Source organism: Paenibacillus chibensis (genome assembly GCF_004001045.1).
GTDB classification, from domain to species: Bacteria; Bacillota; Bacilli; order Paenibacillales; family Paenibacillaceae; genus Paenibacillus_AQ; species Paenibacillus_AQ chibensis.
On sequence record NZ_BIMK01000028.1, the window covers coordinates 17,189 to 43,717 of the forward strand.

At 52.7% G+C, this 26,529-nt stretch carries 30 protein-coding genes; 23 read left to right on the forward strand and 7 right to left on the reverse strand.

The features are described from left to right. Positions 1-50: 50 nt before the first annotated feature. Positions 51-1,190, reverse strand: coding sequence for a tyrosine-protein phosphatase (locus PCH05_RS19455; RefSeq protein WP_246049766.1), 1,140 nt, complete (start codon positions 1,188-1,190; stop codon positions 51-53). A gap of 178 nt (positions 1,191-1,368) precedes the next feature. Here PCH05_RS19455 and PCH05_RS19460 point away from each other — a divergent pair, with 178 nt between their 5' ends. Beyond that, positions 1,369-1,800 (forward strand): ester cyclase, encoded by a 432-nt coding sequence (locus PCH05_RS19460; RefSeq protein WP_127604930.1) that lies wholly within the window; start codon positions 1,369-1,371, stop codon positions 1,798-1,800. 70 nt (positions 1,801-1,870) lie between these two features. On the opposite strand, the gene PCH05_RS19465 is transcribed toward PCH05_RS19460, so the two are convergent. Next, entirely contained in the window at positions 1,871-2,143 is a 273-nt protein-coding gene (locus PCH05_RS19465; RefSeq protein WP_127604932.1) for a CD3324 family protein, read from the reverse strand. A gap of 707 nt (positions 2,144-2,850) precedes the next feature. Between PCH05_RS19465 and PCH05_RS19470 the strand changes: the two genes are divergently transcribed. Genes PCH05_RS19470 through PCH05_RS19480 form a run of 3 tightly spaced genes read left to right on the forward strand, consistent with a single transcriptional unit; the run spans position 2,851 to position 5,934 of the window. Continuing rightward, positions 2,851-4,047: a type 2 periplasmic-binding domain-containing protein gene (locus PCH05_RS19470; protein ID WP_246049767.1), complete on the forward strand. Its 1,197-nt coding sequence runs from the start codon at positions 2,851-2,853 to the stop codon at positions 4,045-4,047. 60 nt (positions 4,048-4,107) lie between these two features. After that, positions 4,108-5,076: a carbohydrate ABC transporter permease gene (locus tag PCH05_RS19475; RefSeq protein WP_127604936.1), complete on the forward strand. Its 969-nt coding sequence runs from the start codon at positions 4,108-4,110 to the stop codon at positions 5,074-5,076. A 3-nt stretch (positions 5,077-5,079) separates the two neighbouring features. After that, the gene (locus PCH05_RS19480; RefSeq protein WP_127604938.1) at positions 5,080-5,934 is read left to right on the forward strand and encodes a carbohydrate ABC transporter permease; all 855 of its coding nucleotides are present in this window, start codon (positions 5,080-5,082) and stop codon (positions 5,932-5,934) included. Between the two features lie 164 nt (positions 5,935-6,098). On the opposite strand, the gene PCH05_RS19485 is transcribed toward PCH05_RS19480, so the two are convergent. Together PCH05_RS19485 and PCH05_RS19490 are read right to left on the reverse strand one after the other, a co-directional pair. Beyond that, entirely contained in the window at positions 6,099-6,959 is an 861-nt protein-coding gene (locus PCH05_RS19485; protein WP_127604940.1) for an EamA family transporter, read from the reverse strand. A 20-nt stretch (positions 6,960-6,979) separates the two neighbouring features. Next, entirely contained in the window at positions 6,980-7,939 is a 960-nt protein-coding gene (locus PCH05_RS19490) for a metallophosphoesterase family protein (RefSeq protein WP_127604942.1), read from the reverse strand. Between the two features lie 269 nt (positions 7,940-8,208). Here PCH05_RS19490 and PCH05_RS19495 point away from each other — a divergent pair, with 269 nt between their 5' ends. The 6 genes from PCH05_RS19495 (at position 8,209) to PCH05_RS19520 (ending at position 12,083) form a co-directional block, all read left to right on the forward strand. Next, complete coding sequence (locus tag PCH05_RS19495) at positions 8,209-8,985, forward strand: DeoR/GlpR family DNA-binding transcription regulator (RefSeq protein WP_127604944.1); 777 nt, start codon at positions 8,209-8,211, stop codon at positions 8,983-8,985. Between the two features lie 159 nt (positions 8,986-9,144). After that, positions 9,145-9,546, forward strand: a complete 402-nt coding sequence (locus PCH05_RS19500) for a YflT domain-containing protein (protein ID WP_246049769.1) — start codon at positions 9,145-9,147, stop codon at positions 9,544-9,546. 209 nt (positions 9,547-9,755) lie between these two features. Further along, positions 9,756-10,274, forward strand: a complete 519-nt coding sequence (locus PCH05_RS19505) for a TetR/AcrR family transcriptional regulator (RefSeq protein ID WP_127604948.1) — start codon at positions 9,756-9,758, stop codon at positions 10,272-10,274. Between the two features lie 92 nt (positions 10,275-10,366). After that, positions 10,367-10,933 (forward strand): NAD(P)H-dependent oxidoreductase, encoded by a 567-nt coding sequence (locus tag PCH05_RS19510; protein WP_127604951.1) that lies wholly within the window; start codon positions 10,367-10,369, stop codon positions 10,931-10,933. Between the two features lie 202 nt (positions 10,934-11,135). Beyond that, a complete protein-coding gene (locus PCH05_RS19515) occupies positions 11,136-11,597 on the forward strand; it encodes a DinB family protein (RefSeq protein WP_127604953.1) in 462 nt (153 codons plus the stop codon). Between the two features lie 9 nt (positions 11,598-11,606). Further along, positions 11,607-12,083 carry a GNAT family N-acetyltransferase gene (locus tag PCH05_RS19520; RefSeq protein ID WP_127604955.1) on the forward strand — a complete coding sequence of 159 codons (477 nt, stop codon included), beginning with the start codon at positions 11,607-11,609 and terminating at the stop codon, positions 12,081-12,083. Positions 12,084-12,102: 19 nt separating this feature from the next. Here PCH05_RS19520 and PCH05_RS19525 read toward each other — a convergent pair whose 3' ends face one another. Continuing rightward, positions 12,103-12,879 (reverse strand): WD40/YVTN/BNR-like repeat-containing protein, encoded by a 777-nt coding sequence (locus tag PCH05_RS19525; protein WP_127604957.1) that lies wholly within the window; start codon positions 12,877-12,879, stop codon positions 12,103-12,105. 178 nt (positions 12,880-13,057) lie between these two features. On the opposite strand from PCH05_RS19525, the gene PCH05_RS19530 reads away from it, so the two are divergent. The 8 genes from PCH05_RS19530 (at position 13,058) to PCH05_RS19555 (ending at position 17,882) form a co-directional block, all read left to right on the forward strand. Beyond that, on the forward strand, positions 13,058-13,324 hold the full coding sequence (locus PCH05_RS19530) for a phage tail protein (protein WP_127604959.1): 267 nt from the start codon (positions 13,058-13,060) through the stop codon (positions 13,322-13,324). Between the two features lie 77 nt (positions 13,325-13,401). Then, positions 13,402-13,833, forward strand: a complete 432-nt coding sequence (locus PCH05_RS19535) for a MarR family winged helix-turn-helix transcriptional regulator (RefSeq protein ID WP_127604961.1) — start codon at positions 13,402-13,404, stop codon at positions 13,831-13,833. Positions 13,834-13,885: 52 nt separating this feature from the next. Then, positions 13,886-14,446, forward strand: a complete 561-nt coding sequence (locus PCH05_RS19540; RefSeq protein WP_127604963.1) for an NADPH-dependent FMN reductase — start codon at positions 13,886-13,888, stop codon at positions 14,444-14,446. Positions 14,447-14,611: 165 nt separating this feature from the next. After that, a complete protein-coding gene (locus PCH05_RS27370) occupies positions 14,612-14,749 on the forward strand; it encodes a hypothetical protein (protein WP_164766721.1) in 138 nt (45 codons plus the stop codon). Between the two features lie 9 nt (positions 14,750-14,758). Beyond that, the gene (locus PCH05_RS27375; protein ID WP_281278783.1) at positions 14,759-14,959 is read left to right on the forward strand and encodes a DUF5684 domain-containing protein; all 201 of its coding nucleotides are present in this window, start codon (positions 14,759-14,761) and stop codon (positions 14,957-14,959) included. 199 nt (positions 14,960-15,158) lie between these two features. After that, entirely contained in the window at positions 15,159-16,694 is a 1,536-nt protein-coding gene (locus PCH05_RS19545; RefSeq protein WP_246049771.1) for a glycoside hydrolase family 31 protein, read from the forward strand. A 237-nt stretch (positions 16,695-16,931) separates the two neighbouring features. Then, positions 16,932-17,204, forward strand: coding sequence for a CD3324 family protein (locus tag PCH05_RS19550; protein WP_127604965.1), 273 nt, complete (start codon positions 16,932-16,934; stop codon positions 17,202-17,204). A 132-nt stretch (positions 17,205-17,336) separates the two neighbouring features. Further along, the gene (locus PCH05_RS19555; RefSeq protein WP_127604967.1) at positions 17,337-17,882 is read left to right on the forward strand and encodes a GNAT family N-acetyltransferase; all 546 of its coding nucleotides are present in this window, start codon (positions 17,337-17,339) and stop codon (positions 17,880-17,882) included. 9 nt (positions 17,883-17,891) lie between these two features. On the opposite strand, the gene PCH05_RS19560 is transcribed toward PCH05_RS19555, so the two are convergent. Next, a complete protein-coding gene (locus PCH05_RS19560) occupies positions 17,892-18,344 on the reverse strand; it encodes a GNAT family N-acetyltransferase (protein ID WP_127604969.1) in 453 nt (150 codons plus the stop codon). Continuing rightward, positions 18,341-18,715, reverse strand: coding sequence for a hypothetical protein (locus tag PCH05_RS27380; protein ID WP_164766723.1), 375 nt, complete (start codon positions 18,713-18,715; stop codon positions 18,341-18,343). Before PCH05_RS27380 ends, PCH05_RS19560 begins: the two co-directional genes overlap by 4 nt. On the opposite strand from PCH05_RS27380, the gene PCH05_RS19565 reads away from it, so the two are divergent. From PCH05_RS19565 to PCH05_RS19585, 5 genes are all read left to right on the forward strand, one after another. After that, positions 18,693-20,306, forward strand: a complete 1,614-nt coding sequence (locus tag PCH05_RS19565; protein WP_164766724.1) for a methyl-accepting chemotaxis protein — start codon at positions 18,693-18,695, stop codon at positions 20,304-20,306. The two genes, PCH05_RS27380 and PCH05_RS19565, sit on opposite strands and share 23 nt — an antisense overlap. 189 nt (positions 20,307-20,495) lie before the next feature. Then, positions 20,496-21,170: a carboxylesterase family protein gene (locus tag PCH05_RS19570; RefSeq protein WP_127604974.1), complete on the forward strand. Its 675-nt coding sequence runs from the start codon at positions 20,496-20,498 to the stop codon at positions 21,168-21,170. Next, positions 21,170-21,655 (forward strand): helix-hairpin-helix domain-containing protein, encoded by a 486-nt coding sequence (locus PCH05_RS19575; protein WP_127604976.1) that lies wholly within the window; start codon positions 21,170-21,172, stop codon positions 21,653-21,655. Before PCH05_RS19570 ends, PCH05_RS19575 begins: the two co-directional genes overlap by 1 nt. Before the next feature lie 268 nt (positions 21,656-21,923). Next, on the forward strand, positions 21,924-23,552 hold the full coding sequence (locus PCH05_RS19580; protein WP_127604978.1) for an SWIM zinc finger family protein: 1,629 nt from the start codon (positions 21,924-21,926) through the stop codon (positions 23,550-23,552). Further along, on the forward strand, positions 23,549-26,500 hold the full coding sequence (locus tag PCH05_RS19585; protein ID WP_127604980.1) for a DEAD/DEAH box helicase: 2,952 nt from the start codon (positions 23,549-23,551) through the stop codon (positions 26,498-26,500). Before PCH05_RS19580 ends, PCH05_RS19585 begins: the two co-directional genes overlap by 4 nt. Positions 26,501-26,529 lie beyond the last annotated feature (29 nt).

Consider the following 26,529-nt stretch of genomic DNA (forward strand, 5'->3'; position numbering starts at 1 on the left):
CTCTATTGATTCATGTCAGAGCTGTGCGGATTCAAAATCGCCGCTTGGAACTATTCGAGATACATCTTTTTCAGCTTGGCCTGCTCGGCTGCGCTCAGTCCCAGTCCTTTTTCCAGAAAGCCCTGGATGGAGCCGTACTTCGACGCCATTTCATCGAATGCCGCGTTGATGTATTCCGGACGAACGTCCATCAGCGCTCGAATGACCTCGATGGCGTTATCATCCGTCAGGTTGAACTGTTTAACCATGGCGTCAACGGCCGCCTTATTATACACCTCGCGGTATGTGTTGCTGAGGAGGAAGTCCTGCACGACCGTTTCTTTGGGAACGCCAAGCGCAAGCAGCATCAGCGCGGAGCCGAGTCCCGTGCGGTCTTTGCCGGCGGTACAGTGCTGAACGAGGGCGGTCGAAGCCGGGTCCAGCATCATGTCGAACAGCTTGACGTAAGCTTCCGGATGGTCGACCATGTCGCGGTTGGCGGCAACCAGCACATCGCCGGGCTTACCCATTTTGTCGAATTCCCCGGTGGCCATATATGTCATGATGTCGGTGCCGCTGCCGGACTGGCTGAACACCGGATTGCGGACGTATGCTGCGCCTGTAATCGTTGGATCGGGCTTCTTCTGCACTTCTTCATCCGTCCGGTAATCGACGATCGTCTTCAAGCCGCTTTTTTGCAAATAAGAGATGTCGCTGGGAGTCAGGCCGGCCAGCTCATCCGAACGGAACAGCTTGCCATATTTGACGGTTTTGCCGTCCGTGGTCCGATAGCCGCCCAGATCGCGGAAGTTGGTTGCGCCTTGAAGCGGGAGCAGGCGTTCGGCGGTTCTGATTTCAGCGCCGTTACCGCCTTTGATTTTGAAATAAACGCGGCTTCCCGGATTCGGGTCTGCCGTATGCAAGCCGCCGAAGGCTGCGTAGGTGCGCGCAAGCTCCTTCCAGGCGCTGTCGGGCTGGCTGCTCCAGTACACTTTGGCCGGTCCGAGATCGGCTGTTGCCTGCCAGTGCAGCTTCAGGGTTCCGTCTTTCTCGCGTTCTACGGTCGCATTCGTAAACACGGCCTTTTTAGCAGATGCCTGGTTAAGGTGCTTGCTGGGAGCAGCTGCCGCATCGGCATGGCTGATCACGGTTCCCAGCGGTGATGCGGTAAGAAAAAGTGCGGTGCCAAGCAAAATTGTTTTTTTCATCATGTCTGCGTTTTCTCCCTTTCATCAAAAAACTCATTGCTGTCTTTAATCATGGGGGAGAAGTGTTGATTTGAAGTCTTGCTTACGTAAATGGAAGGTAAAACTTGCTCGTTATTTACGTTTTTGATACCGCTGAAACATCATGGACACGGTATCCATAAACCAATCGGGAGGGAATGACATGACGTCAGAGCAAATCGTTAGAGCATTTTTCGAGGAGGTGCGTTCCGGGCGGAGTCTGGAGCGTGCGAATATATGGATGGCGGAGCAGGTTTACGCGCATCAAGTGGTATCGGAAGCGGAAGAGACCGTCATCCGGACCCCGCAGCAATATGCGGATCATGTCAGGGAAATGATGGCGGCTTACGGCCCATTTTCCTTGGAAGTGCAGGAATGTATCGCGCAGGAGGATAAAGTGTTCGTCCGATGGAAGCAGGTCGGGAGCCATATCGGTGAAGTCGACGGATTCGCCCCGACGGGTCTCCCCGTGATAGAAATCGCCAGCGCTGTCTACCGGGTTGAAGCCGGAAAAATCGTGGAGTATTGGATTCAAATCGACCGGTCCGGGATCCGGGTTCAGCTCGAGCGGAATCAACGCATGAACCGGAGTTGAGAGAAGACCTGATAGCGTCTCTCCCGAAAGCGGCGAGCTTGCCAAATGAAAAAGCACCGATCCTGCCGGATCAGCGCTTGGGCTTGGAGTACACGATTTTGCGGATTGAATCCACGGATAGGTGGTATTCATCAGCCAGCTGCGGAATTTTGCCGCCGCCTGCGAACGCTTTTCGAATGGCTGCGTTCCGGTCGTCGATCTGCTTGCGGGTTCCGGAACGGCTGCCCCATTGCTTGGGGGCTTCGTCCAGCCGGGGAATGTAGATCGTATCTCCTTGAACATATTTTTGAATTTCGGAAATTAACGTTTCGGGTAATACGTTTGCGGCTTTTACATAGGCCATTTTAGCCAGCTCCTTATTGTGTATTTCTGTCTAATAAGGGGCAAAGCGAAAATACCGGAAAAGCATGCATCGGCGAATCAGTGGTTGTTTCGCCTCATGCAAAGGTTCGCCTTCCGATACCTTCTCTTTGCATGAGTGGTCTGTAATGCCATTGCTTTCTTGACCAAAGTCATCATGAATCCACCTCCTTTACGTCGTGTGTTTCCCATTATATAACAATATTAAAGGCGATTGACGGCCAATCTTCATTTTCAAGCTGTTTTTGCAAAGAAAACAAGAGGTGACCCTGTAAAGGGCACCTCTTTTTGTCTCGGATTATGAAGATACCAAGATACAGATCTCTTGGTGTCATTTTTATGTCCTGCACAGAACGGAATCTAAAAAAAGTGGAATTTTTGCCAAAGGCGGGTTCCTTATGCAAGAGGAGGATAGGCTCTATAATTATGTATGCGGTTACAAGAAACCGAGAGATGAATAAAAAGGGGAGGCAAAGTATGAAACGCATCAAAAGCATGAAAAGTATGTTTGTCGGAATCTCTGCAATGCTCATGATATCATCTGCTCTTACAGCGTGTGGCGGCAATTCGGACTCATCCAGCCCAAGCACAAGTTCAACCCCATCAGACACCACTTCCACGGCTCCAGCCAAAGGTGATGGCTCGAAAGTCACTATCAATTTGTGGAGCTTCACGGACGAGATTCCGAATATGACCAAAAAATATATGGAAACCCATCCCGACGCGAATGTGGATTTCAAAACCACGGTCATCGCGACGACAGATGGCGCTTATCAGCCGGCTCTTGACCAGGCGCTGGCCGCTGGCGGTAAAGATGCCCCGGACATTTATGCAGCAGAATCGGCATTCGTGCTCAAGTATTCGCAAGGCGATGCATCGAGCTATGCCGCCAACTATGCAGATCTGGGCCTTGACGACCAGATGGTTAAAGACGCGGGTATCGCTCAATATTCGGTTGATATCGGCAGCAAAGAAGGCGAGCTGAAAGCCCTCGGCTATCAAGCGACCGGCGGTGCCTTTATCTATCGCCGCTCGATTGCCAAGGATGTATTTGGAACGGACGATCCGGCTACGATCAAGAATGAAATCGGACCAGGCTGGGATAAATTCTTCGATGCAGCTGCGAAGCTGAAAGCGAAAGGATACGGCATCGTTTCCGGCGACGGCGATATTTGGCATCCAATCGAAAACAGCTCCGACAAGGGTTGGATTGTCGATGGCAAGCTTCATATTGATCCGAAGCGCGAACAGTTCCTTGATCTCTCCAAAAAGCTGAAAGACAACGGCTACCACAACGATACGACGGACTGGACGGAAGCGTGGTATGCGGATATGTCCGGCGCCGGCAAGCAGCCAATCTTCGGATTCTTCGGTCCCGCTTGGCTCATCAACTACGTGATGAACGGTCAAGTGAAGGACACCAATGGTGACTGGGCTGTTGCTGAGCCTACGACAGGCTTCTTCTGGGGAGGCACCTGGCTGCTCGCCAATAAGGATGCTGTCAAGGACGACGCAAAGAAAAAGGCTGTTGCAGACTTTATCAAATGGGTAACGCTCGATACCTCCGAAACAGGACTTCAATATTACTGGGCTAACGGTACGATGAAGGAAGGCGAGCAAGGCACGAAGGACAGCGTTGCATCCTCCGTCGTCATGTCGAAGTCAAACGGCGAAGTTGCGCTGCTCGGCGGGCAGAACATGTTCGATGTGTTCGTACCGGCCAACGCCAACGCTTCAGGTAAAAACTTGACGCAATACGACGAAACAATTAACAAACTCTGGCGCGATCAAACACGCGAGTACACCGCAGGCAACAAGTCCCGCGACGATGCGATCAAAACCTTCAAACAGCAAGTCAAAGACCAGCTTGGTATTGATAGCGAATAAAAAGCAGCTGAAGGGGCGGGGGTTTACCCGCCCCTTCATATCAACTAATGAGGTGAGAGCATGCGCCGCAAAGGTGTCAACTATTCGAAATACGGCTATATGTTTACCTTTCCGTTTGTCCTGGCATTTGTGGTTTTCTCGCTGTATCCCATTTTATACACCGCAGTGATCGGATTCACTGATATGAAAGGGATCATACCTAAACCGATTCATTTTCTGGATAATCCTTTTCAAAATTTCAAAGAACTCCTCTTTGATAACGCTTCGTTCAGGAAGTCTCTGATCAACACGGGGTTGCTCTGGATATTCAACTTCATACCCCAGATGGTACTTGCACTCTTGCTTACCGCGTGGTTCACGAACCGCCGCCTTAACATCAAGGGACAAGGCGCATTTAAAGTGCTGCTCTATATGCCGAATATCATTACTGCAAGTACGATCGCCGTGCTGTTCAGCACGCTGTTTGCCTATCCGATGGGCCCTGTAAACAGTTTGTTTCAAATGCTGGGATGGTCCGACGCACCGATCTTCTTCCTTCAGAATAAGGGGACGGCGCGCGGCATTGTGTCGTTCATCCAATTCTGGATGTGGTACGGCAACACCATGATCGTTCTGATCGCAGGCGTTGCAGGCATCAATCCCGCTCTCTTCGAGTCCGCGGCAATAGACGGGGCTAACGGATTTCAGACCTTCTTCCGCATCACGCTCCCGAGCCTGCGTACGATATTGCTTTTCACGTTGATTACATCCTTGGTCGGTGGTTTGACCATGTTCGATATACCGCAATTGTTCCTTGCCGGCGGACCTGACGACTCCACGCTAACGACATCCATGTTTATCTACGGTCAAGCGTTCAAGGGCAGCTATATGTATAACCGTGCCGCAGCGGCGAGCATGATCATGTTCGCGATCACGGCAGTGCTGTCCGGATTCCTGTTCTACCTGATGCGCGACCGCGACGAGGCCAGATTGAAAAAGGCAGAGAAAAAATACAGAAAAGCTGCCGAAGCAGCCGTTAGGGAGGTGTAGCACATGGCAAAAGTTCAGAGAAGCAGTACCGTCAACCAAAAAATCAGCAGAACAATTATTTATATCGTCTGCATTTCTTTAGCGGTACTCAGCATCCTTCTATTTTGGATCATGTTCGTCAACGCCACGCGCTCCACACCGGAAATCCAGAGCGGTCTGTCGCTGATTCCTTCGACTCATATGATGAGCAACCTGAGAGTGCTGCTCGACAAGAGCTTTGATCCATGGAAAGGGTTCTTGAATTCGTTTATTATCTCCAGTTCCGCAACGATCTGCACCGTCTATTTCTCGTCCTTGACGGCCTATGGGCTCGTGGCTTATAACTGGAAGCTTCGCCAGCCATTTTTCACTTTTATCCTGTGTGTTATGATGATTCCTTCCCAGGCAAGCGCGATCGGATTCTATCAGTTCATGTATAAATTACATTGGACCAATAACTTCCTTCCGCTGATTCTGCCCGCGATTGCAGCGCCGGCGGTGGTGTTCTTCATGCGCCAATACCTGCTTGCGACCCTGTCGATGGAGATCGTGGAAGCAGCGCGCGTCGACGGATCCGGTGAATTCTCCACATTTAACCGGATTATCTTACCTCTAATGATGCCGGCAGTGGCAACGCAGGCGATCTTTGCCTTTGTCGCTAACTGGAACAACCTGTTCATGCCGTTGATTCTGTTGACGCAGAAGGATAAATATACGATGCCGATCATGGTCAGCTTGCTTCGAGGTGATATTTACAAGACGGAGTTCGGCTCCATCTACATGGGGTTGGCCCTGACAGCATTACCGCTGTTTGTGGTTTACTTCCTGTTATCCCGGTATATTATCGCGGGGGTGGCGCTGGGAGGCGTGAAAGAATAATACGAAATGTGGAACCAATACTAACGTGGAATCCATATGCGGATAACAAAGAGGTGCCTGCAAAGGGCGCCTTTTTCTATGTTTTTATTTCTGGCAAACAGGCTGTAAACAGCAGAAAAGACGGCTTGATGGAGCCGTCTTTCGCATTTTATTTATTCAAGGGATCATCCCAGCATCCCGATCAGCAGTATCCCGCAGAACACCACGATAGAGGTCGAAATCCGCTTCACTCCCTGCTGCTCCTTCAGGAGAAGTACCCCGAGGAACGTCGCGAATACGGTGCCGATTTCCCGCAGCGGACTGATATGAGCCATCGGAGCCTGCTGCATCGCGAAGAGAAAGAGCAGATAGGAGCCGGGGTTCAGGATCGCCCCGAGGAAGATGGTTGAGCGGTTTCGGTTCCATTCCTGCTTGAGCTGACGCGATTTCAGGACGAGCGGGGTTAAGCCCAGGACAAATCCGATATTCGTGACCTCAAGCAGCGATAACGGAGAGACATGCTGAAGGTTCAGCTTATCCACGAACACATAGCTGGTGGTGCACAAGCCCACGCACAGAGCCAAGCCGAATGGCTTTAAGCTTTGCGGCTGCGCAGCCTGCGCTTTTTTTCGCCGCGATCCTATGCCGCTGAGAAGGAAAAAGCCGCCAATCATGAGCACGATGCCGATCCAGCCGAATGCGGACAGCGATTCCTTGAGGAAAAGCACCCCGATGATCGGGACCAGCAGCGTGCTGGTTCCCCGCATGATCGGATAGATTTGCGACAAATCGCCGAGCTCGTAGGTTTTGGACAACAGCCAGGAATAGAGCGCCTGCAGCAGCACGGACAACAGCAGTAAACCGTATGCACCGGCGGTAAGCGGATGGATCCACAGCTCCGTAACCAGCACAGGCAGCAGCAGGACCGCAGGGATCATCATGATCGACCACAGAAATACGCCTTTGTTGAGGCTTTGCTTGGTGAACATACTCCAGACGGCATGCGCCATCCCCGAAGCAAGCACGAGTAGTATAGGTAAAAGCATGCGAGAAGACTCCTTAGATGTTAATTTTCGTCGTCACCGGGATGATGGACAGGCTGCTGCGTAACAACCGAGCCGTCGTCCAAGCGAAGCCAGGTAGTAAAATCGGCTTCGCCTGCGGTCAGGCGAATCACGCGCGCGCCGCGCTTGAATCCTTCCCGGCCATAGGTGTTATACCCGGTCGCCCGTCCGTAGCACAGGCGGATGCCGTGCAGGTCGCCGTAATAATCATTGACGTGATCATGTCCGCAGAAGGTGCCGACGACATCGCCCATCTCGAGCAGCGCCGTGAACAATCCCGAGTTGATGGGAGCGCAGCAGACGGGCTCATATTTATTTCCGTAGCAGGTCTGTTGATCCCAGACTTCCTGATATTCGGGCACGGGGATATGGAAGAAGGCGAGGGCGGGCAGCTTGCTGGCTTGGTCCGCCGGATTCAGTCGCGCGGACTCGTTCACGAGCCAGTCGATCTGATCGCGTCTTACCCAGTTGTAATAAGGAACATGCTCCAGCGGCGACAGGTTGCCGGAATCCAGGAAATATAGATTCGCCGCCGGCTTTCCCTCGGCATCCACCAGTTGGACGGTGTAATTGCCTACGCCCGTAATGTCCGCCGGTCCTGCTTCGGCAACCGTATGAGGATGCGATACAGCGACTTTCATCAGCTCCTCGCGGGTAATATGGTTTTCCGTGTCATGATTGCCAAACACAACGGCCCAAGGAATGCTGCGCTGCTCGACAGCGGCGACGGCATCCCGGAAAGCCTGGGAAGGATTCTCACAGTCGGAGTAGCCCGCCGAAACATGGCCGGTATAGATGACATCCCCTGTAAAGACGACCATATCGGGTTTCTCCGCGTCCAGCGTCAGCTCCATCAAAGCGCGCGTGCGATGATCCTCGGGTTCTCCGTTTTTCCAATGAAGATCGGTGAACTGTACGATGGTAAACGTTCCGTCCTGCCGGAAAGATAGTTGTCGACTCATCAAGATTTTCCCCCTTGAAGTATATCGTTGTTATTATGTTGATTTATGTATATTTCATGTTGTTTTCGTGTTGATTGTATGCTCTGCGTAAAATGTTGTCAATTGTTTTTTACATTTGCTTTACAAATGGTTTTACAAATATATGATGCCATTCGTTCCTGTGTGCTTCCGAGGTTTGACAAGGCTTGCAAACAGCTTATACACTGAGAAGAAACAACAACAAAACACATAAAAGCAAGCAGGTACGGCGATGTAAGGAGGAATGTGATATGTCCCTAACCTATGAGGAGCGGAAGCAAACCATTCTTGCGCGGCTAAGCACGGAGGGAAAAGTGCAGGTGCATGCCCTGGCGGAGCTGTTTCAAGTTTCAACGGAGACGATTCGCCGCGATCTGGATCGCCTGGAGAAGGAAGGGCGGCTGCGGAAAGTATACGGCGGAGCGGTTCAGACCCGTTCCGAGCGGATCGAGCCTACCTTTATCAAGCGGGCGCAAATGCATCCGGGGGAGAAACGTGCCATCGGCCAGACGGCCGCCGCGCTGATTGGCGAAGGTGAGACCGTGCTGCTGGATAACGGAACGACCACGCTGGAAATTATGCGGGCGTTGAAGGAACGCGCGGACGTGACGGTCATTACAAGCTCTGTGCCTATTTTGGCATGCGCACTGGAAGGCTTTCAGGGAAAAGTGATTTTCGCGGGCGGTGACGTGAACTTGGGAATCCAGGCAGCGACAGGCGCGATTGCCCATCAGCTGCTGGAACAATTTAAGGTCAACAAAGCGTTCATATCAGCAGGAGGGATTTCGCTGTCTGACGGGATCACGGAGTACAATCTGGAGGAAGCGCTGCTGTCACGCAAAATGATGCAGCGGACGGAGGAATCTATTTTGGTCGCCGATCATTCCAAATTCGGGGTAACTACCTTTGCCCAGATCGCGCCGATTGAGCATATCTCCATGATCGTGACGGATCGCGGCTGTTCCCAGGAATGGATCGAAGCGCTGAATAGGCTGGATGTAGAAGTTTTGATCGGCGGGCAGAGCTAAGCACCGGCAGGTCATTTGGCGAAAAAATTCGAATTTAAAGAATCGGCATCCGATTGCCGGCACGCGTCTTCCAGTCTTATCAAGGTTCATCTTCCTCTAATCCGGTTATTAACGTTGTAGCAGACGCTGCAGATCATAACCCATAGAGGAGGAACCATGATGGAAACCAATGTAACGAATATGACAAAAGTTCAAACCGTAAGAACTGCCGGTGAAGTTCGGGCGCAGGTGGACAAATTCGTGGCGGAAGGCTACAGCATGGACCGCATTTACGTCTTGGCTCACGATAAGGACAGAACGGACCGCGTAGCAGACCAAACGGGCACCGAGCAAATCGGTATGGACGAAGAAGGCATGGGTACCGCGATTGCGAATATTTTCCGTTCACGCGGCGACGAGCTTCGGGCGAAAATGAAATCCATGGGAATCTCCGACAATGGGGCGGAACGTCTTGAAGAGGACATGGACCGTGACCGGATCGTCGTCATTGCCTGGGGCGGCAAAGAGTACGACAACGATGATTTTGACCCGACGATTACTTATTTTCCATACATGATGTAATACGTTAGAAAAGCGAAAAGAGCCTGCACTCAGATGACTGAGGCAGGCTTTTTGCTTGAGAGCTTTGTAAGCTGCGATTTCCTGCTGAGAATTGGAGCTCCCCAATCGCACATTTCTTCAATAAACAATTGCAAATCAGAATAAGATGGAATACAATGGGTCCATAGTGAGTGATTGATCAATCAATATCGGAAAAGAGGTGAACGAATATGGCAAAAGGGACTTCATCTGCTAATCGCCGGACGGATATCGTATCTGCAGCGATCGAGGTTTTTGCGGAAATCGGTTATTACCGTGCAACGACGGCTCAAGTCGCGGAGCGAGCTTCCATCTCGCAGCCTTATGTGTACCGTTTTTTTACGAAGGAATCCCTGCTGGTCGAAGCACTTGAAGTGTCGTGGCAGCGAATTATGGAAGCATTTAAGCGTGTGATCGGGACCTCTTCGCCGGAGCAGCTGGAGATCGGGTTAATCCGGGCTTACGAGGAAATCATAGAGTCGCACCGAAACGAGATTCTGCTTCAGATGCAGGCCCAAACCATCCGTGAGACGCCCATCCGGGACGCGATGAGAGAGGGCATGGGCCAGGTAAAGGAACTGGTGCAGAATGCATTTGAACAAGCGGGCCTCCCGGAGGCAGCTGTGAAAACATCTGATTTTCTGGCCAGGGGGATGCTATGCAACGTATCGATGGCCATGGAAATGCCGGATCTGATGGTAAAGAAATAAGAGAAATTTTTTTTCTAATATTGTAATTGATCAATCACTCACAATATAAACTGAACAATAAAATCAGTGGAAAAATGAGAGGAGACCAAATCATGAATCATTTGATTATTTACGCTCATCCGAGAAAAGAAAGCTTTAATCATGCCATTCTGCAAACCGCCGTCCAAGGACTGCGGCAAAAGGGACATGAGGTCATCGTTCGCGATTTGTATGCCATGGAATTCCAGCCAGTCATCACCAGCAGTGAAATACTTGGCGGTGTTGGCGAAGACATCGTGCAGGAACAGGAATATTTGAAATGGGCAGACGTGATTACGTTTATTTATCCGATCTGGTGGACCGGGCTGCCGGCGATCCTGAAAGGCTACATTGAGCGGGTGTTTTCCTATGGCTTTGCGTACCGGTACGTGAACGGCGAACAGATGGGTCTGTTAAAAGGGAAAAAGACGGTCATTATCAACACGCAGGGCAAATCGCATGCCCAGTATGCGGCGAGTGGCATGGATCAGGCCTTGCGGCTGACCTCTGACAAAGGGATTTTCGAATACTGCGGACTTGATGTGATGTATCATCTATTCCTTGAATCCGTGCCCCAATCCGATGAAGCCACGCGGGCGGCATGGCTGCAGCAGATTGCGGAGATGGCAAGTAAGGCGTAAAGGCGTAAAGGCTAAAGAAAAGTACCCGATGCATGCAAAAATGTGATTGATCAATCAATAACGAATGGTTTACAATGTTGGCAATAAGCTTGCTTCATGATGGAGGCAGGCTTTTTTCTTGCTTGCAGCCATTTACCACCCATCGAAAAGCAAGGTAAACTAGAGACAGGAATGGGCTGAATAGCCTTCAGGAGGTTAGCATATGAAAGAGGTTATAGCACGGTTACATCATTGGATTGAGAAGGTGCCCGCAAGCTTCAACGCACAATCTGAAACGGAAATCTCCAAGCGGCCGCAGCCGAACAAGTGGTCCAAAAAGGAAATTCTCGGTCATTTGTGCGACTCTGCGCAAAATAACCTGCAGCGGTTTATTCGTGCACAATATGAGGAACAGCCGCAAACGGTCATCCGATACGACCAGGATGCCTGGGTTCAGCTGATGGGATATCAGACGCTTCCTTTTGAGCAAGTATTAAGCTTATGGGTAAGCCTTCACAAGCAGGTGGCCGCGGTGATGGAACATACGCCAAAGGAGCGGCTGCAGAATACCTATCCGTTCGGTGACGGGCAGCTTGTGACCCTGGAGTGGATGATGCGGGACTATGTGGACCATTTGGAGCATCATCTGAAGCAAATATTCGGAAATCATATCGTAAAGGAGTAGAACTTGCGCATGGTTTATAATCAAGTCAGCCTGCAACGTTACAACGACAAGTACCAGGAAGCCCTTGCCGCCTTTCAGCTTCCCGGGGAGCAAGCCCAATTCACGGCGATGCCCGCTGAGGTGCTTGATGCAGGGCCCGGACGTCATCCCATTGTGATTGTAAACGATGAGGAGCCTGTCGGGTTTTTCATTCTGCATACGAGCGAAAGAGTCAAGGATTACAGCGAGAACCCGGGAGCCATGTTGTTAACGGCATTATCCATTAATCATGTTGAACAAGGCAAAGGTTATGCCAAAAAGGGGATGCTCCTGCTTCAAGCGTTGGTGAAGGAGCAGTTTCCAGAATACGACGAGGTCGTATTGGCGGTGAATCACAAAAACCTTCCCGCCCAGAAGCTGTACGAGAAGGTGGGGTTCCAAGATACCGGACGAAGAAGGGAAGGAAAGCTCGGAGAGCAGTTGGTATATGCTTTAAACGTATCTTGATGCTCTCCGATGATTCATATTAAAAATCTGCGGCAAGATTCCAGAAGCGGCCTTGATCCGAAGATTCCCAGGCTTGCTTGCCGATCATGATTTTCCAAGGAGCGTTGTTACCTGCATTGCTCCCTCCGAAATCCCATCGGATGTTGCCAAGAACACCTGTCATATCGGTATCCAGAACGGCCGACCAGTCCATACCGCCGGTGTGAGTCAGCAGGATGACGGGCTTATGGCTGGTATTATCCGCGATCACCATCCCGTTTTCCTTCGTGAAAAAGGTTGGAGGCAGCGCCCGGAACTGTTCATGGCGAAATTTTTCCGGGATGGCTACTGGCTGATGCGTCCAGTTCAGGCCGCCATCCTGCGTCAAGTACAAGCCGACATCGCCTTCCGCTGGGGAAGACGTGATGATCCATCCGACCTGCTCACTGAGAAAAAAAAGACCCGTATGCTGGATACGCGGCAAGGTAGAGCCTGGCTCCGTGGTATCGCCGAGCTTACTCCAGGTGGTTCCTCCGTCCGCGGTACGGTATAAGCTCATATCTTCTTGTGACGCGCCGCCGCTGGTATATTCCGCTCTCCACTGCACCTGGCTGTCCAACCGGTACGTATCCGTTCTGTCCGCGACATCGTTTTTCTGCCTCTCGGGCAGATATGAGGGATTTGTGCCCGCTGTGTTGTTTGGGCTCGTTTCCGTGATCTTGTCAGGCTCTTCCGATACGGTCTTGGAAACGGGCTCCCGGCAGGCCGTTATCAAACAGAGACCGCACAGCAGCAGCGTAATGCTGATTTTTTTCATCGCACCCTCCTTATTTCCTTAGACGACAATATATGGTATTTGTTGCGGTGCTTGGAGAGGATCGCAAGGCATGTTCAGAATTTGTTCAGAGCGCACATGTACAATAACTTTAACGATGGTCGACAACGTGGAGCATTTCTAAGGATCTTATTTCTGAAAAAGAGAGGGAGCCAGGCCGATGAACAAGCCGTATCTTGGTGAAATCCGCAGGTTTAGCGGGAAGTCCGCTCCGGCAGGATGGATTTTTTGTGATGGACAGGAGCTTTCGGTGGAACAATATCAGCATCTGTATGCCGTCATCGGCGTCAATTACGGGGGCGATGGACAGACCACGTTCAAGCTGCCGAAGCTCCATGGCGGATCGAAGCCATCCGGAAAGCCAAGCCAAGCTTCGGAAGAACGTTTTATCATGGCCACACAAGGCTTGTTCCCGGATTGGATGTAAACGGATTTGACAAATTCTTGCTTGAAGAACATAATGGACTGGTCAACAGTTGTTATATCAACTAACGAGGTGATAGGGTGGGATCTAGCGTATTCGACAACATCGGGGTTCTGATTCATACCGTTGATTTGGAGATCACGCAGTATTTGAAAAGACAGCTGGCCCCATATCAATTGGCCCCGGAGCAGCATCTGATTCTGGCTCTGCTGATGGAAAGGGAAGGGATGTCACAGAACGCGATCGCCGAGCAGCTCGGCAAAGATAAATCCAGCATCACCCGGATGATCTTCAGCCTGGAAGGGAAAGGCTATATCCGGCGGCTGGAGTGCTCGAACGACCGGCGTTCAGTTGAAGTGTACCTGACTGATAAGGGCAAAGAGCTGAGAGAAGCAGTGAACACCATCGGCCAAACGACTCGTGAGCTGTTAAGCAAAGGGTTGACGGAAGAGGAAACCTCAGAGCTTCGAAGACTGCTTGGACAAGTGCGTGAGAACGTACGGCAGGTATAAGTGTCTTCGGCCTGAAACATACTAATCAAACAACCATTGGAGGAATGTCAAAATGAAAGTCGTAGCACTCGTGGGGAGCATCCGCAAAGATTCCTATAACGCAAAGCTGGCGGGTTATGTGAAAAACAAATACAAGGAGCAAATGGACGTTGAAATTTTGAAACTCCGCGATGTTCCTTTTTATGATCAGGATATTGAGAATGATCCTCCTGCGGCAGTCCAAGAATTGCGTCAGAAGGTGGCAGCTGCTGACGCGGTTTTATGGGTAACGCCCGAATACAACTATTCGATCCCTGGCGTCCTGAAGAACGTCATTGACTGGCTCTCCCGCGGCGACCGCGTTATGGTAGGCAAGCCTTCCTTCATTATGGGCGCTTCCATGGGACTGATGGGTACCGTCCGTGCCCAGGAGCATCTGCGCGATATCCTGTTCTCGCCAGGCATCAACTCGCCGCTGCTTCCAGGCAATGAAGTCTATGTCGGCATCGTTCACGAGAAAATGGACGAAAACGGAAACCTCAAGGACGAAGCAACGGTGATTTTCCTGGATACCGTCATTACCAATTTCGTAAAATGGTACAACCAGCAGGCATCCGCGGCAGCATTGAAATAAATATGTTGAAAGATCCCGGCAGGCTTAGGCTGCCGGGATTTTTGTTATGGTTTGAAGACATGAAATTGCATTTATCGAACATATAATCAATGAATCAGAGAGGGATTGAGGAGGAAATATCGAATTAGGAATTTCATATCATGTTCATGTTGTAGGAGGTCGATGATGCCGGGATACTTGATTTTACTCTATATTATCGTTTATTTCGTGATTTGCGGGGGCTACGCTCAGATCGCGAAAAAGGCGTACTATGATGATATTGCCTGGTTTGCTTTCATTCCGATCCTGAGCAATATTCTGTAGCTGAAGCTGATTCGGGTCAACGCCTGGTGGGTTCTGATCTGCTTCGTACCGGTTGTGAACATCGTGTTCATGATCATTTGGCAGGTGAAGCTGCTGAATGCGATCGGAAAACACGGAGCTTATGTTTTATTTTGCATTTTTTTGCCCCCGGTCTATGTCATCTTATGGATCGTATGGGGATATTCCAGCAAAACGGAATACGTATTGTAAAAGCCGCCTCCAAACCAATGAGGCGTTTTTTTATTTTCCATGGTCGAAAACCGCCTTTTCCCCGATGCTGGCACTGGGCGTGACTCCGCTGCTGAATTTTTTCTACATCTCATGCAGAAATATATGCCCGAATTGGATAGCGGCCGGTTCCGTGAAAGGATAAGATGGGCTTAGGATGGCTTAAAAAGGAGAGTGAAGCATGGAGGACAAAATGATGATTCCGCTGGTGCAAGGCGAGCGCTGGTGGGGTGGCCGAGCTGCGGACGGCATGAGCATGCCTTACGGGGCAAGCCCTTTCGAAGCGGATTTGAATGAGACACTGGGAGCGAATCAGGCGGCGCCGCTGCTGGTGTCCAATAAAGGGAGATATATCTGGTCGGAGGAGCCGTTCGCCTTTTCGTTCACGCCCAAGCACGATCATCTGATCATTACGAAGGGAGCTTCCGAGACTACCGTGAGCGAAGGACACGGGAATCTTCGCGAGGCGTTTAAGACAGCTGCGGTCAGACATTTCCCCGCAAAGGGAGCCTACCCGGACGAGCTTCTGTTTACGGCGCCGCAGTATAACCTGTGGATCGAGCTTTTATATGAGCCGACCCAAGCGAAGGTGTTGGCTTATGCCAAGGCGGTGCTGGAGCAGGGCATGCCGCCGGGCGTCCTCATGATTGACGACAACTGGCATGAACCTTACGGAACATGGCGTTTTCACTCGGGGAGATTTCCCGATCCGAAAGGGATGATCGATCAGCTTCACGGCATGGGCTTCAAGGTCATGCTGTGGGTATGCCCGTTTGTCAGTCCTGATTCGAGAACCTTCCGCGAACTGGAAGGCAAAGGCTACCTGCTCAAGGACGCTCAGGGAAATACGGCGATCCGGCGCTGGTGGAACGGCTGCAGCGCCGTTCTGGACGGCACGCATGAAGGCGCAGCGTCCTGGTTCCACGCGCAGCTCGATTTTCTCCAGACGGCCTACGGCGTGGACGGCTTTAAGCTGGACGCGGGAGATATCGAATTTTATAAGGACGATGACCAGACGGCTGTTTCCACCAGTCCCCATGGGCAATGCGAAGCTTGGGCCCGCATCGGACTACGGTATGCTCTGAATGAGTACCGGGCCTGCTGGAAGCTGGGCGGGGAACCGCTGGCGCAGCGGCTCAAGGACAAGCTGCATGCCTGGGACGGCAACGGCTTATCGGCGCTCATTCCGGATGCCCTTGCGCAGGGCCTGCTTGGACATCCGTTTACCTGCCCCGATATGATCGGCGGCGGGGAGTATTCGCATTTTCAGCAGCATTCGGATGCGCTCGACCAGGAGCTGTTCGTCCGTTCGGCGCAGTGCGCGGCGCTGTTTCCGATGATGCAGTTTTCTGCTGCACCTTGGCGGGTACTGGATGAGGAGCATCTGCGCTGCTGCGTGGAAGCAGCCGATCTGCACAGCCGCCTGGGAAGCGAAATTCTCGACATTGCCAAGCAGGCTGCGCAGGATGGAGAGCCGATGCTGCGGCATCTGGCTTACTCGTTTGCGGACATGGGATATGAGGATATTCATGACCAATTCATGCTGGGCGAGCGGATTTTAGTGGCTCCGGTTCTGCACAAGGGAGCCGTAAGCCGCAGCATCTCGTTTCCGCCGGGGTCATGGCAAGGTGACGATGGCAGTCTGGTGCAGGGCCCATGCATCTTAGTGGTGGAGGCGCCGCTAAGCCGGCTTCCATGGTACCGAAAGCTGGATTAATGCCGTTGATTAAAGTACATTGAAAGCAGATGAACAGGCAGGAGGAATGATAGCGTGAGATTCGCGAACAGTTTCAGGGAAAGCTCCATGCAAAGTCTGGATGGCGTACAGCGGCGGTTAGTTGCATGGAGCGGCGCAGACCGACCGCCCCGTCCTGCACGGCAGGGCTGAAATGGCTGTAGTCATGAAGACTTTGCTTCCTTAAAATCCAATTTGAGCTTTAAGGAGCAGAGCAGAATGAAAACGAAATACATGAATGCGGAAACGGTTGTTCCCAAGCGGCTGCTGGACGAACTGCAGCAGTATGTACAGGGAGACTGGATTTATATCCCGGCGGTCAAGGGATCGCGCAAAGCCTGGGGGGAGCGCTCCGGCAGCAGGCAAGCGCTGCGGCGCCGAAATGGCGATATCCGCCAGCGGTTTGCCGAAGGAAGCTCCCTCGAGCAATTATCATCCGAGTATGGCTTGGCTTACGACACCGTTAAAAAAATCGTATATACGAAAGCATGAAAAAGCGAGCCCGCCGGATTCCAAAGATCCTGCGGGCTGTTTGTACGGTTCCAATATGCTTAGGCAGCGTTTTCGGTATATCTCCCGTCCATCCCGGCTTCTATAATGTGGGTAGCTGAAGGGGGAATAACCATGAACATATCGGTCGAATTATGCGCACCGGAAGATAAAAGCATCATCCTGAATCTGTACCCACTGTATCTGTATGACCTTGCCGAAATCCGGAAGGTCCTTCCGAACGCGTACGGCGTATTTGAAGACACGGACGACTACAAGACGCTGCAGGAGCAGACGGCTCTTTTTGATATTTGGTGGCAGAAGGAGAACGTTCTGTTTCCTTATCTGATCCGGGTAGACGGTTTGCCGGCAGGCTTCGGGCTCATCGCGACCCCGCCTTATCTGGTGGATGAAAGCGAGTATATGATGAATGAATTTTTTGTGATGCGGCCATTCCGCGGGAATGGCGTGGGGGAGCAGGCGGCGATCGAGCTTTTCAACCGGTTTCCCGGCAAGTGGATGCTGTTCACAACGCCTACCGCCGATAATCTCCGCACCCAACATTTTTGGAGGAAAACGTTAGGGAACTATGCTCCGGGCCTGTACAAAGAGACGGATGAGGAATTGCCCCATTTTGGCCATTGCAAAGTATTCCGGTTTGAGAGCGGCGGAATCCGTTAAGGGTTATGCCTAAGGGTTTTCGAATGTTTTTATATAATTTTTCTGGTCCTTCGTAAACCGGTAGCCCCGCTGTTCATACAATCGGTGAGCTGCTGTTCTGCTCGGGTGGGACAGCAGCTTGATCCCGTTAAATCCGTTGTTTCGTCCCCACTGCTCCAGTTTCTCAATCAAGGCGGTGCCTACTCCGCGCCGACGATGGTTTTCTTGGACGACAAACCCCAATACATTCACCATAGCTTCGGAAAAAAGCAGCTCGTATGGGCTTCCATGAATGTAGCCCACCACCTGGCTGTTCTCTTCATAAACAAAAATAATATCCTCGGTATGCTGCAAAATGGTTTCAATTTTCTTTTTCACCTTTTCTTCAGAAAAGACGGCATAACGGGGATTGAAAACTTGGTTCAACAAATAAATATCCGGATAATCCGCCACTTGAATTTCCCTTACCACCGCAGATTTCATCTGCCAACACCTCCATGGCGCGTTCTGAATTTCGACACCAGCCGTGCGATTCGCTTAAGAAGCGATTTTACATCGCGGCAGATGTCATGTTTATTTTTATCATCATAAAAACCACTCAAAATGTCGATATAAAATTCATCACAGTGCTGCGCATGCATGGCATATTTTTTGAACGGCATAGCAGCAATGAACTTCATAGCGCATAGGGTGGTTATCATGAAAAGGAAAAATAGTTTGGTTTTCAAGTCGAGCATTATGTTGGCCGTTTTGTTTTTTTTGTTGGAGAGCGTATTGACGATGATCAGCCAATCGCAGATGAAAAGCCAGCACATGGAGGAGCTTTCCAATATGGAGTGGACGCTGAATTCCATTATTGTGCAAGACATTCCTTCCATTGAAAAGGCAAAATCGCTCCTTGGCTCCGGTGATGAAATGAAGGATGAGCACATTCAGCAGGTGCAAAACAAACTCGACAGCATGAATGATAATCAGATCATTGCAAACAGTTACCTTTATATGCCCGATATGGATACCAGCGGAGGCAGCCCCAAGTTAAAGCTGATATTAGGCAACCAGGAGATGTATAAATCGGGGTTGAATCCAGGAAGCGTGTATGAAGCCAAGGGTGCGTTTGCGGATGCGCTGAAAGAGATGGAAAAGAGCGGATATGCGACTTCCAAGGTCTATACGGACGATTACGGCAAATGGGTCAGCATCGTCAGCTCGCTCAAGGACAGCAGCGGAAAAACAGTCGCTATATTCGGTGTGGATTACAATTATTCAGAAATTGCCGATAAACAGAGTTCCATTGTCGTCAAAACGAGTATCATCGGTTCGATCATCGTTCTGGCATTTATATTGATCGTCATATTCATGGTGAGAATCACGCTGCGCCCGATTACCCGTTTATCCCAATTGAGCATCAAAGTAGCGGAGGGGGATCTGTCCGTAGAGGCTCCGGTGAAAAATAAAGATGAGGTCGGTGTCTTGTCAGCGAACTTCAATACCATGATCGGCAATATCCGCCATTTGATTCACAATGTTCAGCAGACTTCCGACAAGGTGACGCATTCCTCCAAAGCGCTGGCAGCGAGCGCGGATCAGACCTCGAGTGCCACCGAGGAAATTACCCGCGCCATCCAGGAGGTTGCCCAGGGTTCGGAGACGCAGCTGCAGTCAGCGGTCGAAAGCCAGATTGCGATGGAGGAAATGACGGTCGGCATTCAGCGTATTGCAGAGTATTCTTCCTTGTTGTCCGAGCATGCTCATGAAGTGGCGCAAAAAGCCGAGACAGGCAATCAGGTTGTCCAGCAATCGGTACAGGAGATGCAGGGAATTCACACCAGCGTTTCGGATACCGTGAACGTACTGAAGGAGCTGGAAGAGCGCTCGCATGAAATCGAGGAAATCGTCGGAATCATCTCGAACATCGCGGGTCAAACGAATCTGCTCGCCCTGAACGCATCCATTGAAGCGGCCCGAGTGGGCGAGCAGGGTAGGGGGTTTGCCGTCGTCGCACAGGAGGTGCGCAAGCTGGCGGAGTTGTCCGGCCAATCCTCCGAGCGGATATCCGTCATGCTGAGCGAAATTTCCTCCTACGTCAACCGCGCATCAACCGCGATGAATGCCAGCATGAATCAAGTGGTGCAGGGCTCCGCATCGGTGCAGCAGGCGGGAGCCGCATTCGGCGAGATCGTCACTTCCCTGCAAAGCGTGAACGAGCAGGTCCATGAGGTATCCGCTTCGGCCGAGCAGATGTCGGCGGGAAGCGAGCAGGTTGCTGCTTCGCTCGATGAGCTGGCCCGGATCGGACGAAGCGCGTCCGGTCATTCCCAGAGCGTCGCCGCGTCTTCCGAGGAGCAGATGGCTTCCATGCAGGAGATCGCCAGCTCCGCAGCTATGCTGCAAAGCATGGCGGACGATTTGGAGAAGGAAGTACGCAAATTCAAGCTGAAGGCATAGCTGCCTATAGAGAAAGGTCACCCGGTGCGGGTGATCTTTTTTTGCGTTGTCTTGGTCCGTCCAATAAATCCCGATGCCAAGAAGGAGATCGGTCCTATACTGGCGTAAATAGGGGAGAACGAATCCGTATGATATACAGGCATCGACCGAGATGACTACCAAACGGATAACAGAAAGCGAGGTATGGCCATGAGTCAACAAGCCTGCAGGCTGGAGAAAGAAATTACGAAGAAAGTAACACTGGAATACTGGCTTCACTTACCTGAAAATTATGATCGGGATTCCGGTTCAAAGTTTCCCGTGATCCTGTTCCTCCACGGGTCGGGAGAGCGCGGCAGCGACTTGTCTGCCGTGAAAGTCCACGGTGTGCCCCATATTGCCGATCAGGATCCTTCGTTTCCGTTCATCGCGATCTCACCGCAGTGTCCGGATCATTCGGATTGGAACGCGGAAAAGGATGCCGTCATCGCGGTTTTGGATGAGGTGATGGCAGCGTATCCTACCGATCCGGCACGCGTATATTTAACGGGATTAAGCATGGGCGGCTATGGCGCTTGGCAGCTGGCCGCAGAACATCCGGGCCGTTTCGCGGCCGTGGTTCCGGTCTGCGGGGGCGGCAATCCGCATCATGCCGCTGCGCTGGCGGAAACGCCAATTTGGGCATTCCATGGAGCGAAGGATGATGTTGTGCCGCTTTCTGAATCGGAGATGATGGTTGAGGCGATTCAGGCAGCCGGCGGTGACGTGAAGCTCACGGTCTATCCGGAAGCCAATCATGATTCATGGACGGAAACGTACGACAACCGGGACGTGTACGACTGGCTGCTTGCGCATTCGCTAAATAATTCCAAGAGGGATCAATAATGAGTACACGGCCGGCGCCCAAGCTTCCCTTGACTCCGGAAGAAAAAGCAGGCCTGCGTTCGCATAAAATCAAGCTGAACGAGGTTGCCGGTCTGGATGTTCCGGATTTGGCAGCCATACTCGCCGCGACACCGGAGAGGGCTTCGTATTTACGCGCACTCGCGCAGTTTCAGACCGTTCCCTCCATCGGTCCAAGGGTTGCCGAGCGGGTTGCCGCGATCGGATACCGTTCCCTCGAAGAGCTGAGACCGCTGACCGGTCCGGATCTGCTGGAGCAACTGGAGAACCATTTCGGATTTTGGGAAGATCCGTGTTTGGAGGACGCGCTTTGGTGCATGGTTCATCATGCCAACCATCCGGACAGCGAACGATGCTGGTTTGACTTTACCGAGGCACGGAAAGCGTACCGGGAGAAATACGGATACCCGGAGACGAGACCGAAAACCGCGTGGCATGAAGTGAAATCCACCGGGAAGCCAGACTGATGGTTCAGGGAAACTCCATATAAAGAAGCATGAAGCCGAAGAAACGCCAGCGGAACCGCGCCGGACGTTTTTTCGGCTTTTTTAAGTTATCAGAAAGAATGAACAGTCAAATTTTCCCGATAAAAAAATAAGCATGGTATCGATCAGACCAGGTGTTGAAGCGCTGAAAAAGTTAAAATATGATGGTTGTACGGATAGCTCCGTTAAATTGAATATGAGATAATAGCTGAGCTAAGCATGATAAACTCCGCAGGGAGACGATGACATAATGAACACGAACGATACGATTGACGATATAGCATGGCAGACGTTGATCCAGGCTGTCGCAGAACAGTTTAGCGATCTGACGATTAAGCGGGGATTTCAGTATTATAAGCAGGGGCTCGTCCATGCCCTGCAGGCAGCGGATCCGGGTCATGTCGAAGCGGTCGTCGAAGGCGGCGAGCATTACCGGGTTGACCTGAATGTGAACCGATTGGCCGAAAGCCGCTGTTCTTGTCCCGCATCCGGCCACTGCAAGCATATGACGGCGGTTCTTCTTGATTTCGTGGGCAAGCAGGGAAGATCCGTCCACGCCATCGTAAACGCGCATTCCACGGCAATATTCAGGCCATCAGAGGCCGCATTGCCTCATGAGGCGCCTTCAACGCGGAAGGGGGAGCCCGTTGACGCTTTGCGCGAAAAGGCGGCTCAAATTCCGTCCATGAGCATCGCCGAATGGCATGGCCTGTTCAAGCTGTGCATTACGCCGCTGGAATTCAGCAGCCCGAATGCCCATTTTGCGAGAAATGCGATCGATTTGATCTATGCGGTCAAACCTGACCTTTCACCGGTCATGGCGCAGCTGTTCGCTTTGCATGCCCATCTGTTCCTGCTGATGAAGCTGGTTAAGCCGGTGCAGCAGCCGGTTCGCCTTGGCAGTACCTATATGGGATATCACACGCAGGTTGCGGCGGACGAGCTGCTGGAAGCGATCCATCGGACCTTGGAAGACGGACTCGATATCAGCACGGAGCCCGAGCATTGGCCGCGTGTTATCAAGACGCTGACGTATCTGCGGAGACAGATGCTGACGGAGCCCAAAGGCTCGCAGTATGTGTTTGCCGTCTATGACGGGCTTTGGCTGAAATGGATTCATCCGAACCAGGAAGATACGGCCATCTATTCCGAAGAGCTTCAGAAGCTGCAGACGGCCGAAGAAGAGCTTGGCGGCACGCTGTCACGGCAGCCTTGGATGCTTGCGCAGAGCAGAATCCATTTTCTGATCGGGGAGGACCGGCAGGCATGGACCTGGCTGCAGACGGCAGACAAAGGCTCGATCATCCCGCATGAATTTCTGGTATCCTTCCTGAAAATTTTGGTGACCACCGAAGATTGGCCCCGTCTGCAAGCCTGGCTCGTCCAGATCGCCCCGATGCTCAGCAGCCGCCGGAAGGGTCATTTGCAGGATTATATGTCCTATTGGAACATGGCGGTAGAGCAGCTTCCCGGTTCCGAGACGCAGATGTGGAAGACGCTGGCGGACATGCTTCCGTATTCACGCGAAATCTATGAGGAGACGCTGCTGGCTTACGGGCAGTGGCAGAAGTGGATGGACATGCAGCTGAGCACCGGCAAAGAGCCGCTCGACATTCGGGTCAGCGTCCTGCAGCCGATCGAGAAAAATGCGCCTGAACTGCTGCTTCCTTTCTATCACCAGGCGGTTGAACGTTATATTCTGCTTAAAAACAGATCGAGCTATAAAGCAGCGGTGAAGCTGCTGAAGCGCTTATCCAAGCTGTACAAAAAAATGAAGCGTGAGGAACGGTGGGAGCAGTTTATGCTTGCATTCACGAGCCGCCACAGCCGGCTGCGCGCATTGCAGGAGGAGCTTCGGAAAGGAAAACTGATATCATGAGCATGCACACCGATCAAATCACGGTCCATGTCCGTTTAAGCGCCTATGGAGATGCATTATTGTACGGGGCGACCGCCGGGCAGCGCCCGCTAACGGGACTTGAATTGAAGCAAAGGCTGTTTGCTTGGCATGAACCTTCTTTTTACGGGACGGAGCTTGAAATTCAGCAGGTACAGAATTTGGAGCTGGTCGTGCTTCCCGCCGAGCAGGTTCTGCCGTTTCTGGCGGAGGGCATGCTGCTTGAGCATATCGAATGGGCATGGGATGAGGAAGGGGATGCGCTGGTTCGGCTGGCCCCCGCGCTTCAGGCCTGCATCGAGAAGAGGCGCTTTATGCCGAGTCTTCGCGGGTTTCAGGCCGGAAAGCTGAGCTGGTCGTGGGAGGAAGCGGCGCTGGATACGGAGTCCCGCAGACAAATCGAAAGCGGCAGCGCCGAGTTCAGGGACGGGCTGCAGGCAGCGTTCTCCTCGGCGGTCTTCAGCAGCTGCTATGGGACGGAAGAGACGGCGTCCGATCTGCGGAGGGAATATCCGATGCTGTTCCATAAAGGCGGCGCAGTGGCCGGCTTAAACGAGCAGGCTTGGCTGATTTCGATCGGCTGGAAGGCGGATATGGCTCCTTTCCGACCGCTGCTGCAGCTGCTCGAGCCGGATGAAGCCGAGCCGATCTGGCGCCTTCAGCTCGTGCTGCAGGACAAGCTGGATCTGTCCGTGCTGATCCCCATCCGGCTGGGGAAGGACGGCTATGCATCCGGCGTGTGGCCGGATGCATGGTCCGCTCATGTACAGGAGCGGTCCCCCGGATGGATGGAGCATTTGCGCGCCAGTTTGCCGGGGGCGGTTCGGGAAGGACGCAGCGACGATCTGCTCGGCCGGCCGCTGTCCGATGCCGAGGCATGGCGGTTTCTCACCGTGGACAGCCGCCGTCTGCTCGAATCGGGCTGGCAGGTGCTGCTTCCGGCTTGGTGGGAAGCCGCCAGGCGGAAAAAGCCCAAGCTGCGCGCCAAAGTCCGCCAGAACGAAGGCGAAGAAGCCAAGCCGAAAGGCGGAGGCTCCTTGTTCGGACTGGATTCGATTATCCAGTTCGATTGGCGCGTCGCCATCGGGGAAGCCCAGCTCACGGAAGAAGAATTCAAGGAGCTGGTTGCCCGCAATGAGCGGCTCGTCAAATTCCGGGGCGAGTGGATGACGCTCGATCCGGCGCTGATCAAGCAAATCGGCCAGATGATGGAAGGGGTCGACAGCTCGCAGGGCTTGTCCCTTCAGGATGTGCTGCACCTGCATCTTCAGCAGCGCGAGGAGAAGCCGGAATTTGCGGCGGAAGAGGAACAGCCGGAGGAAGAGCAGCCGCGCATTGAGCTCGAGGTCGAGCTGAATGAGCATATGATGAAGCTGATGCGTCAGCTGAACCAGCAGGAAGAGCGGCCGAAGCCTGCCGTGCCTCAGGGGCTGAAGGCGGAGCTGCGCTCTTATCAATACGAAGGGTATTCATGGCTGGCTTTCCTGCGCCGTTTCGGCCTGGGCGCCTGCCTGGCGGACGACATGGGCCTCGGCAAAACAGTGCAGTTCATCACGTATTTGCTGCATCTGAAGGAAAACCCGGCGGAGTCCGGGAACAGGCTGCCTTCGCTGCTGATCTGCCCGACATCGGTGCTGGGGAACTGGCAGAAGGAATTAAACCGGTTTGCACCAACGCTGAATGTGGTGCTGCATTATGGAAGCCGGCGTTCCGGCGAAAAAGCCTTCCGCGAGGAAATTCGGCAGGCGGACATCGTACTGACGTCGTACGCCACGGCAACGCTCGATCAAGAACTGCTGCAGGCGTTCACTTGGGAGTCGCTGTGCCTCGACGAGGCGCAGAATATCAAGAACGCCCAAACGAAGCAGTCGGCTGCCGTGAAGAGCTTCCCGGCGCGGCACCGGATCGCGCTGACGGGCACGCCGATCGAAAACCGGCTGTCGGAGCTGTGGTCCTTGTACGACTTCATGAACCCGGGCTTTTTGGGCACGCTGCGCGCGTTTACGACCCGGTTTATCCAGCCAATCGAGAAGGAGCAGGACGAGGAGCGCACGAGGCAGCTGCAGCGGCTGGTCAAGCCGTTCATGCTGCGCCGGAAGAAGAAGGATCCGGCTATCCAGCTGGACCTGCCGGACAAAAACGAAATGAAAACGTATATTCATTTGACGGCCGAGCAGAGCGCCATCTACGATCAGACCGTGAACGATCTGATGAACCGGGTGCAGAAGCTCGAAGGCATCCAGCGCAAAGGAGCGATCCTGTCCGCACTGACCCATTTGAAGCAGGTCTGCGACCATCCGCTGCTGATGGGCGGCGAAGGGGCCGACTATGCCGCCGATCCGGACGGCGGCTTGGACGCAGCGATGCTGGTCAGCCGCTCGGCTAAGCTGGAGCGGCTGCTGGAGATGGTACGGGAGCTGCGTGAGGAAGGGGAGCGCTGCCTCATCTTCACGCAGTATATCGGCATGGGCGAGATGCTGCAGCGCGTGCTCGCGCAGGAGCTGCAGGAGCCGGTGCTCTATTTGCACGGCGGCACCTCGAAATCGGGACGCGACCGGATGATCGAGCGGTTCCAGTCCCGCACACTGCCGCCTGAAGAACAGCCAAACGTGTTCATCTTGTCGATTAAGGCAGGCGGCGTCGGACTCAACCTGACCGCCGCCAACCATGTCTTCCACTTTGACCGCTGGTGGAACCCGGCGGTGGAGAACCAGGCGACGGACCGGGCCTACCGGATGGGGCAGACCAAAGACGTGCAGGTGCATAAATTTATCTCCCTCGGTACGCTTGAGGAGCGCATCGACGAGATGCTGGAGAGCAAGCAGCAGCTCAGCGACAATGTCATTTCTAGCACGGAGAACTGGATCACCGAACTATCGACCGAGGCTTTGCGGGAGCTGTTCACTTTGAGAGGCGACTGGAATGGCTGAGAAAAATTACATTTTATAAAAAACACCCC

Coding starts and splice junctions, on each gene's coding strand:
- PCH05_RS19550 (WP_127604965.1), top strand. CDS start 16,932: ATGAAAACGAAATACATGAATGCGGAAACGGTTGTTCCCAAGCGGCTG.
- PCH05_RS19470 (WP_246049767.1), top strand. CDS start 2,851: ATGACCAAAAAATATATGGAAACCCATCCCGACGCGAATGTGGATTTC.
- PCH05_RS19480 (WP_127604938.1), top strand. CDS start 5,080: ATGGCAAAAGTTCAGAGAAGCAGTACCGTCAACCAAAAAATCAGCAGA.
- PCH05_RS19555 (WP_127604967.1), top strand. CDS start 17,337: ATGAACATATCGGTCGAATTATGCGCACCGGAAGATAAAAGCATCATC.
- PCH05_RS19510 (WP_127604951.1), top strand. CDS start 10,367: ATGAATCATTTGATTATTTACGCTCATCCGAGAAAAGAAAGCTTTAAT.
- PCH05_RS19520 (WP_127604955.1), top strand. CDS start 11,607: ATGGTTTATAATCAAGTCAGCCTGCAACGTTACAACGACAAGTACCAG.
- PCH05_RS27380 (WP_164766723.1), bottom strand. CDS start 18,715: ATGGAATTCAGCGTCCACTCCATATTGGAAAGCTCCTCCATGTGCTGG.
- PCH05_RS19585 (WP_127604980.1), top strand. CDS start 23,549: ATGAGCATGCACACCGATCAAATCACGGTCCATGTCCGTTTAAGCGCC.
- PCH05_RS19495 (WP_127604944.1), top strand. CDS start 8,209: ATGTCCCTAACCTATGAGGAGCGGAAGCAAACCATTCTTGCGCGGCTA.
- PCH05_RS19515 (WP_127604953.1), top strand. CDS start 11,136: ATGAAAGAGGTTATAGCACGGTTACATCATTGGATTGAGAAGGTGCCC.
- PCH05_RS19570 (WP_127604974.1), top strand. CDS start 20,496: ATGAGTCAACAAGCCTGCAGGCTGGAGAAAGAAATTACGAAGAAAGTA.
- PCH05_RS19465 (WP_127604932.1), bottom strand. CDS start 2,143: ATGGCCTATGTAAAAGCCGCAAACGTATTACCCGAAACGTTAATTTCC.
- PCH05_RS19525 (WP_127604957.1), bottom strand. CDS start 12,879: ATGAAAAAAATCAGCATTACGCTGCTGCTGTGCGGTCTCTGTTTGATA.
- PCH05_RS19560 (WP_127604969.1), bottom strand. CDS start 18,344: ATGAAATCTGCGGTGGTAAGGGAAATTCAAGTGGCGGATTATCCGGAT.
- PCH05_RS19485 (WP_127604940.1), bottom strand. CDS start 6,959: ATGCTTTTACCTATACTACTCGTGCTTGCTTCGGGGATGGCGCATGCC.
- PCH05_RS19575 (WP_127604976.1), top strand. CDS start 21,170: ATGAGTACACGGCCGGCGCCCAAGCTTCCCTTGACTCCGGAAGAAAAA.
- PCH05_RS19505 (WP_127604948.1), top strand. CDS start 9,756: ATGGCAAAAGGGACTTCATCTGCTAATCGCCGGACGGATATCGTATCT.
- PCH05_RS19500 (WP_246049769.1), top strand. CDS start 9,145: ATGGAAACCAATGTAACGAATATGACAAAAGTTCAAACCGTAAGAACT.
- PCH05_RS19490 (WP_127604942.1), bottom strand. CDS start 7,939: ATGAGTCGACAACTATCTTTCCGGCAGGACGGAACGTTTACCATCGTA.
- PCH05_RS19540 (WP_127604963.1), top strand. CDS start 13,886: ATGAAAGTCGTAGCACTCGTGGGGAGCATCCGCAAAGATTCCTATAAC.
- PCH05_RS27370 (WP_164766721.1), top strand. CDS start 14,612: ATGCCGGGATACTTGATTTTACTCTATATTATCGTTTATTTCGTGATT.
- PCH05_RS19565 (WP_164766724.1), top strand. CDS start 18,693: ATGGAGTGGACGCTGAATTCCATTATTGTGCAAGACATTCCTTCCATT.
- PCH05_RS19530 (WP_127604959.1), top strand. CDS start 13,058: ATGAACAAGCCGTATCTTGGTGAAATCCGCAGGTTTAGCGGGAAGTCC.
- PCH05_RS19545 (WP_246049771.1), top strand. CDS start 15,159: ATGGAGGACAAAATGATGATTCCGCTGGTGCAAGGCGAGCGCTGGTGG.
- PCH05_RS19455 (WP_246049766.1), bottom strand. CDS start 1,190: ATGATGAAAAAAACAATTTTGCTTGGCACCGCACTTTTTCTTACCGCA.
- PCH05_RS19460 (WP_127604930.1), top strand. CDS start 1,369: ATGACGTCAGAGCAAATCGTTAGAGCATTTTTCGAGGAGGTGCGTTCC.
- PCH05_RS19580 (WP_127604978.1), top strand. CDS start 21,924: ATGAACACGAACGATACGATTGACGATATAGCATGGCAGACGTTGATC.
- PCH05_RS19475 (WP_127604936.1), top strand. CDS start 4,108: ATGCGCCGCAAAGGTGTCAACTATTCGAAATACGGCTATATGTTTACC.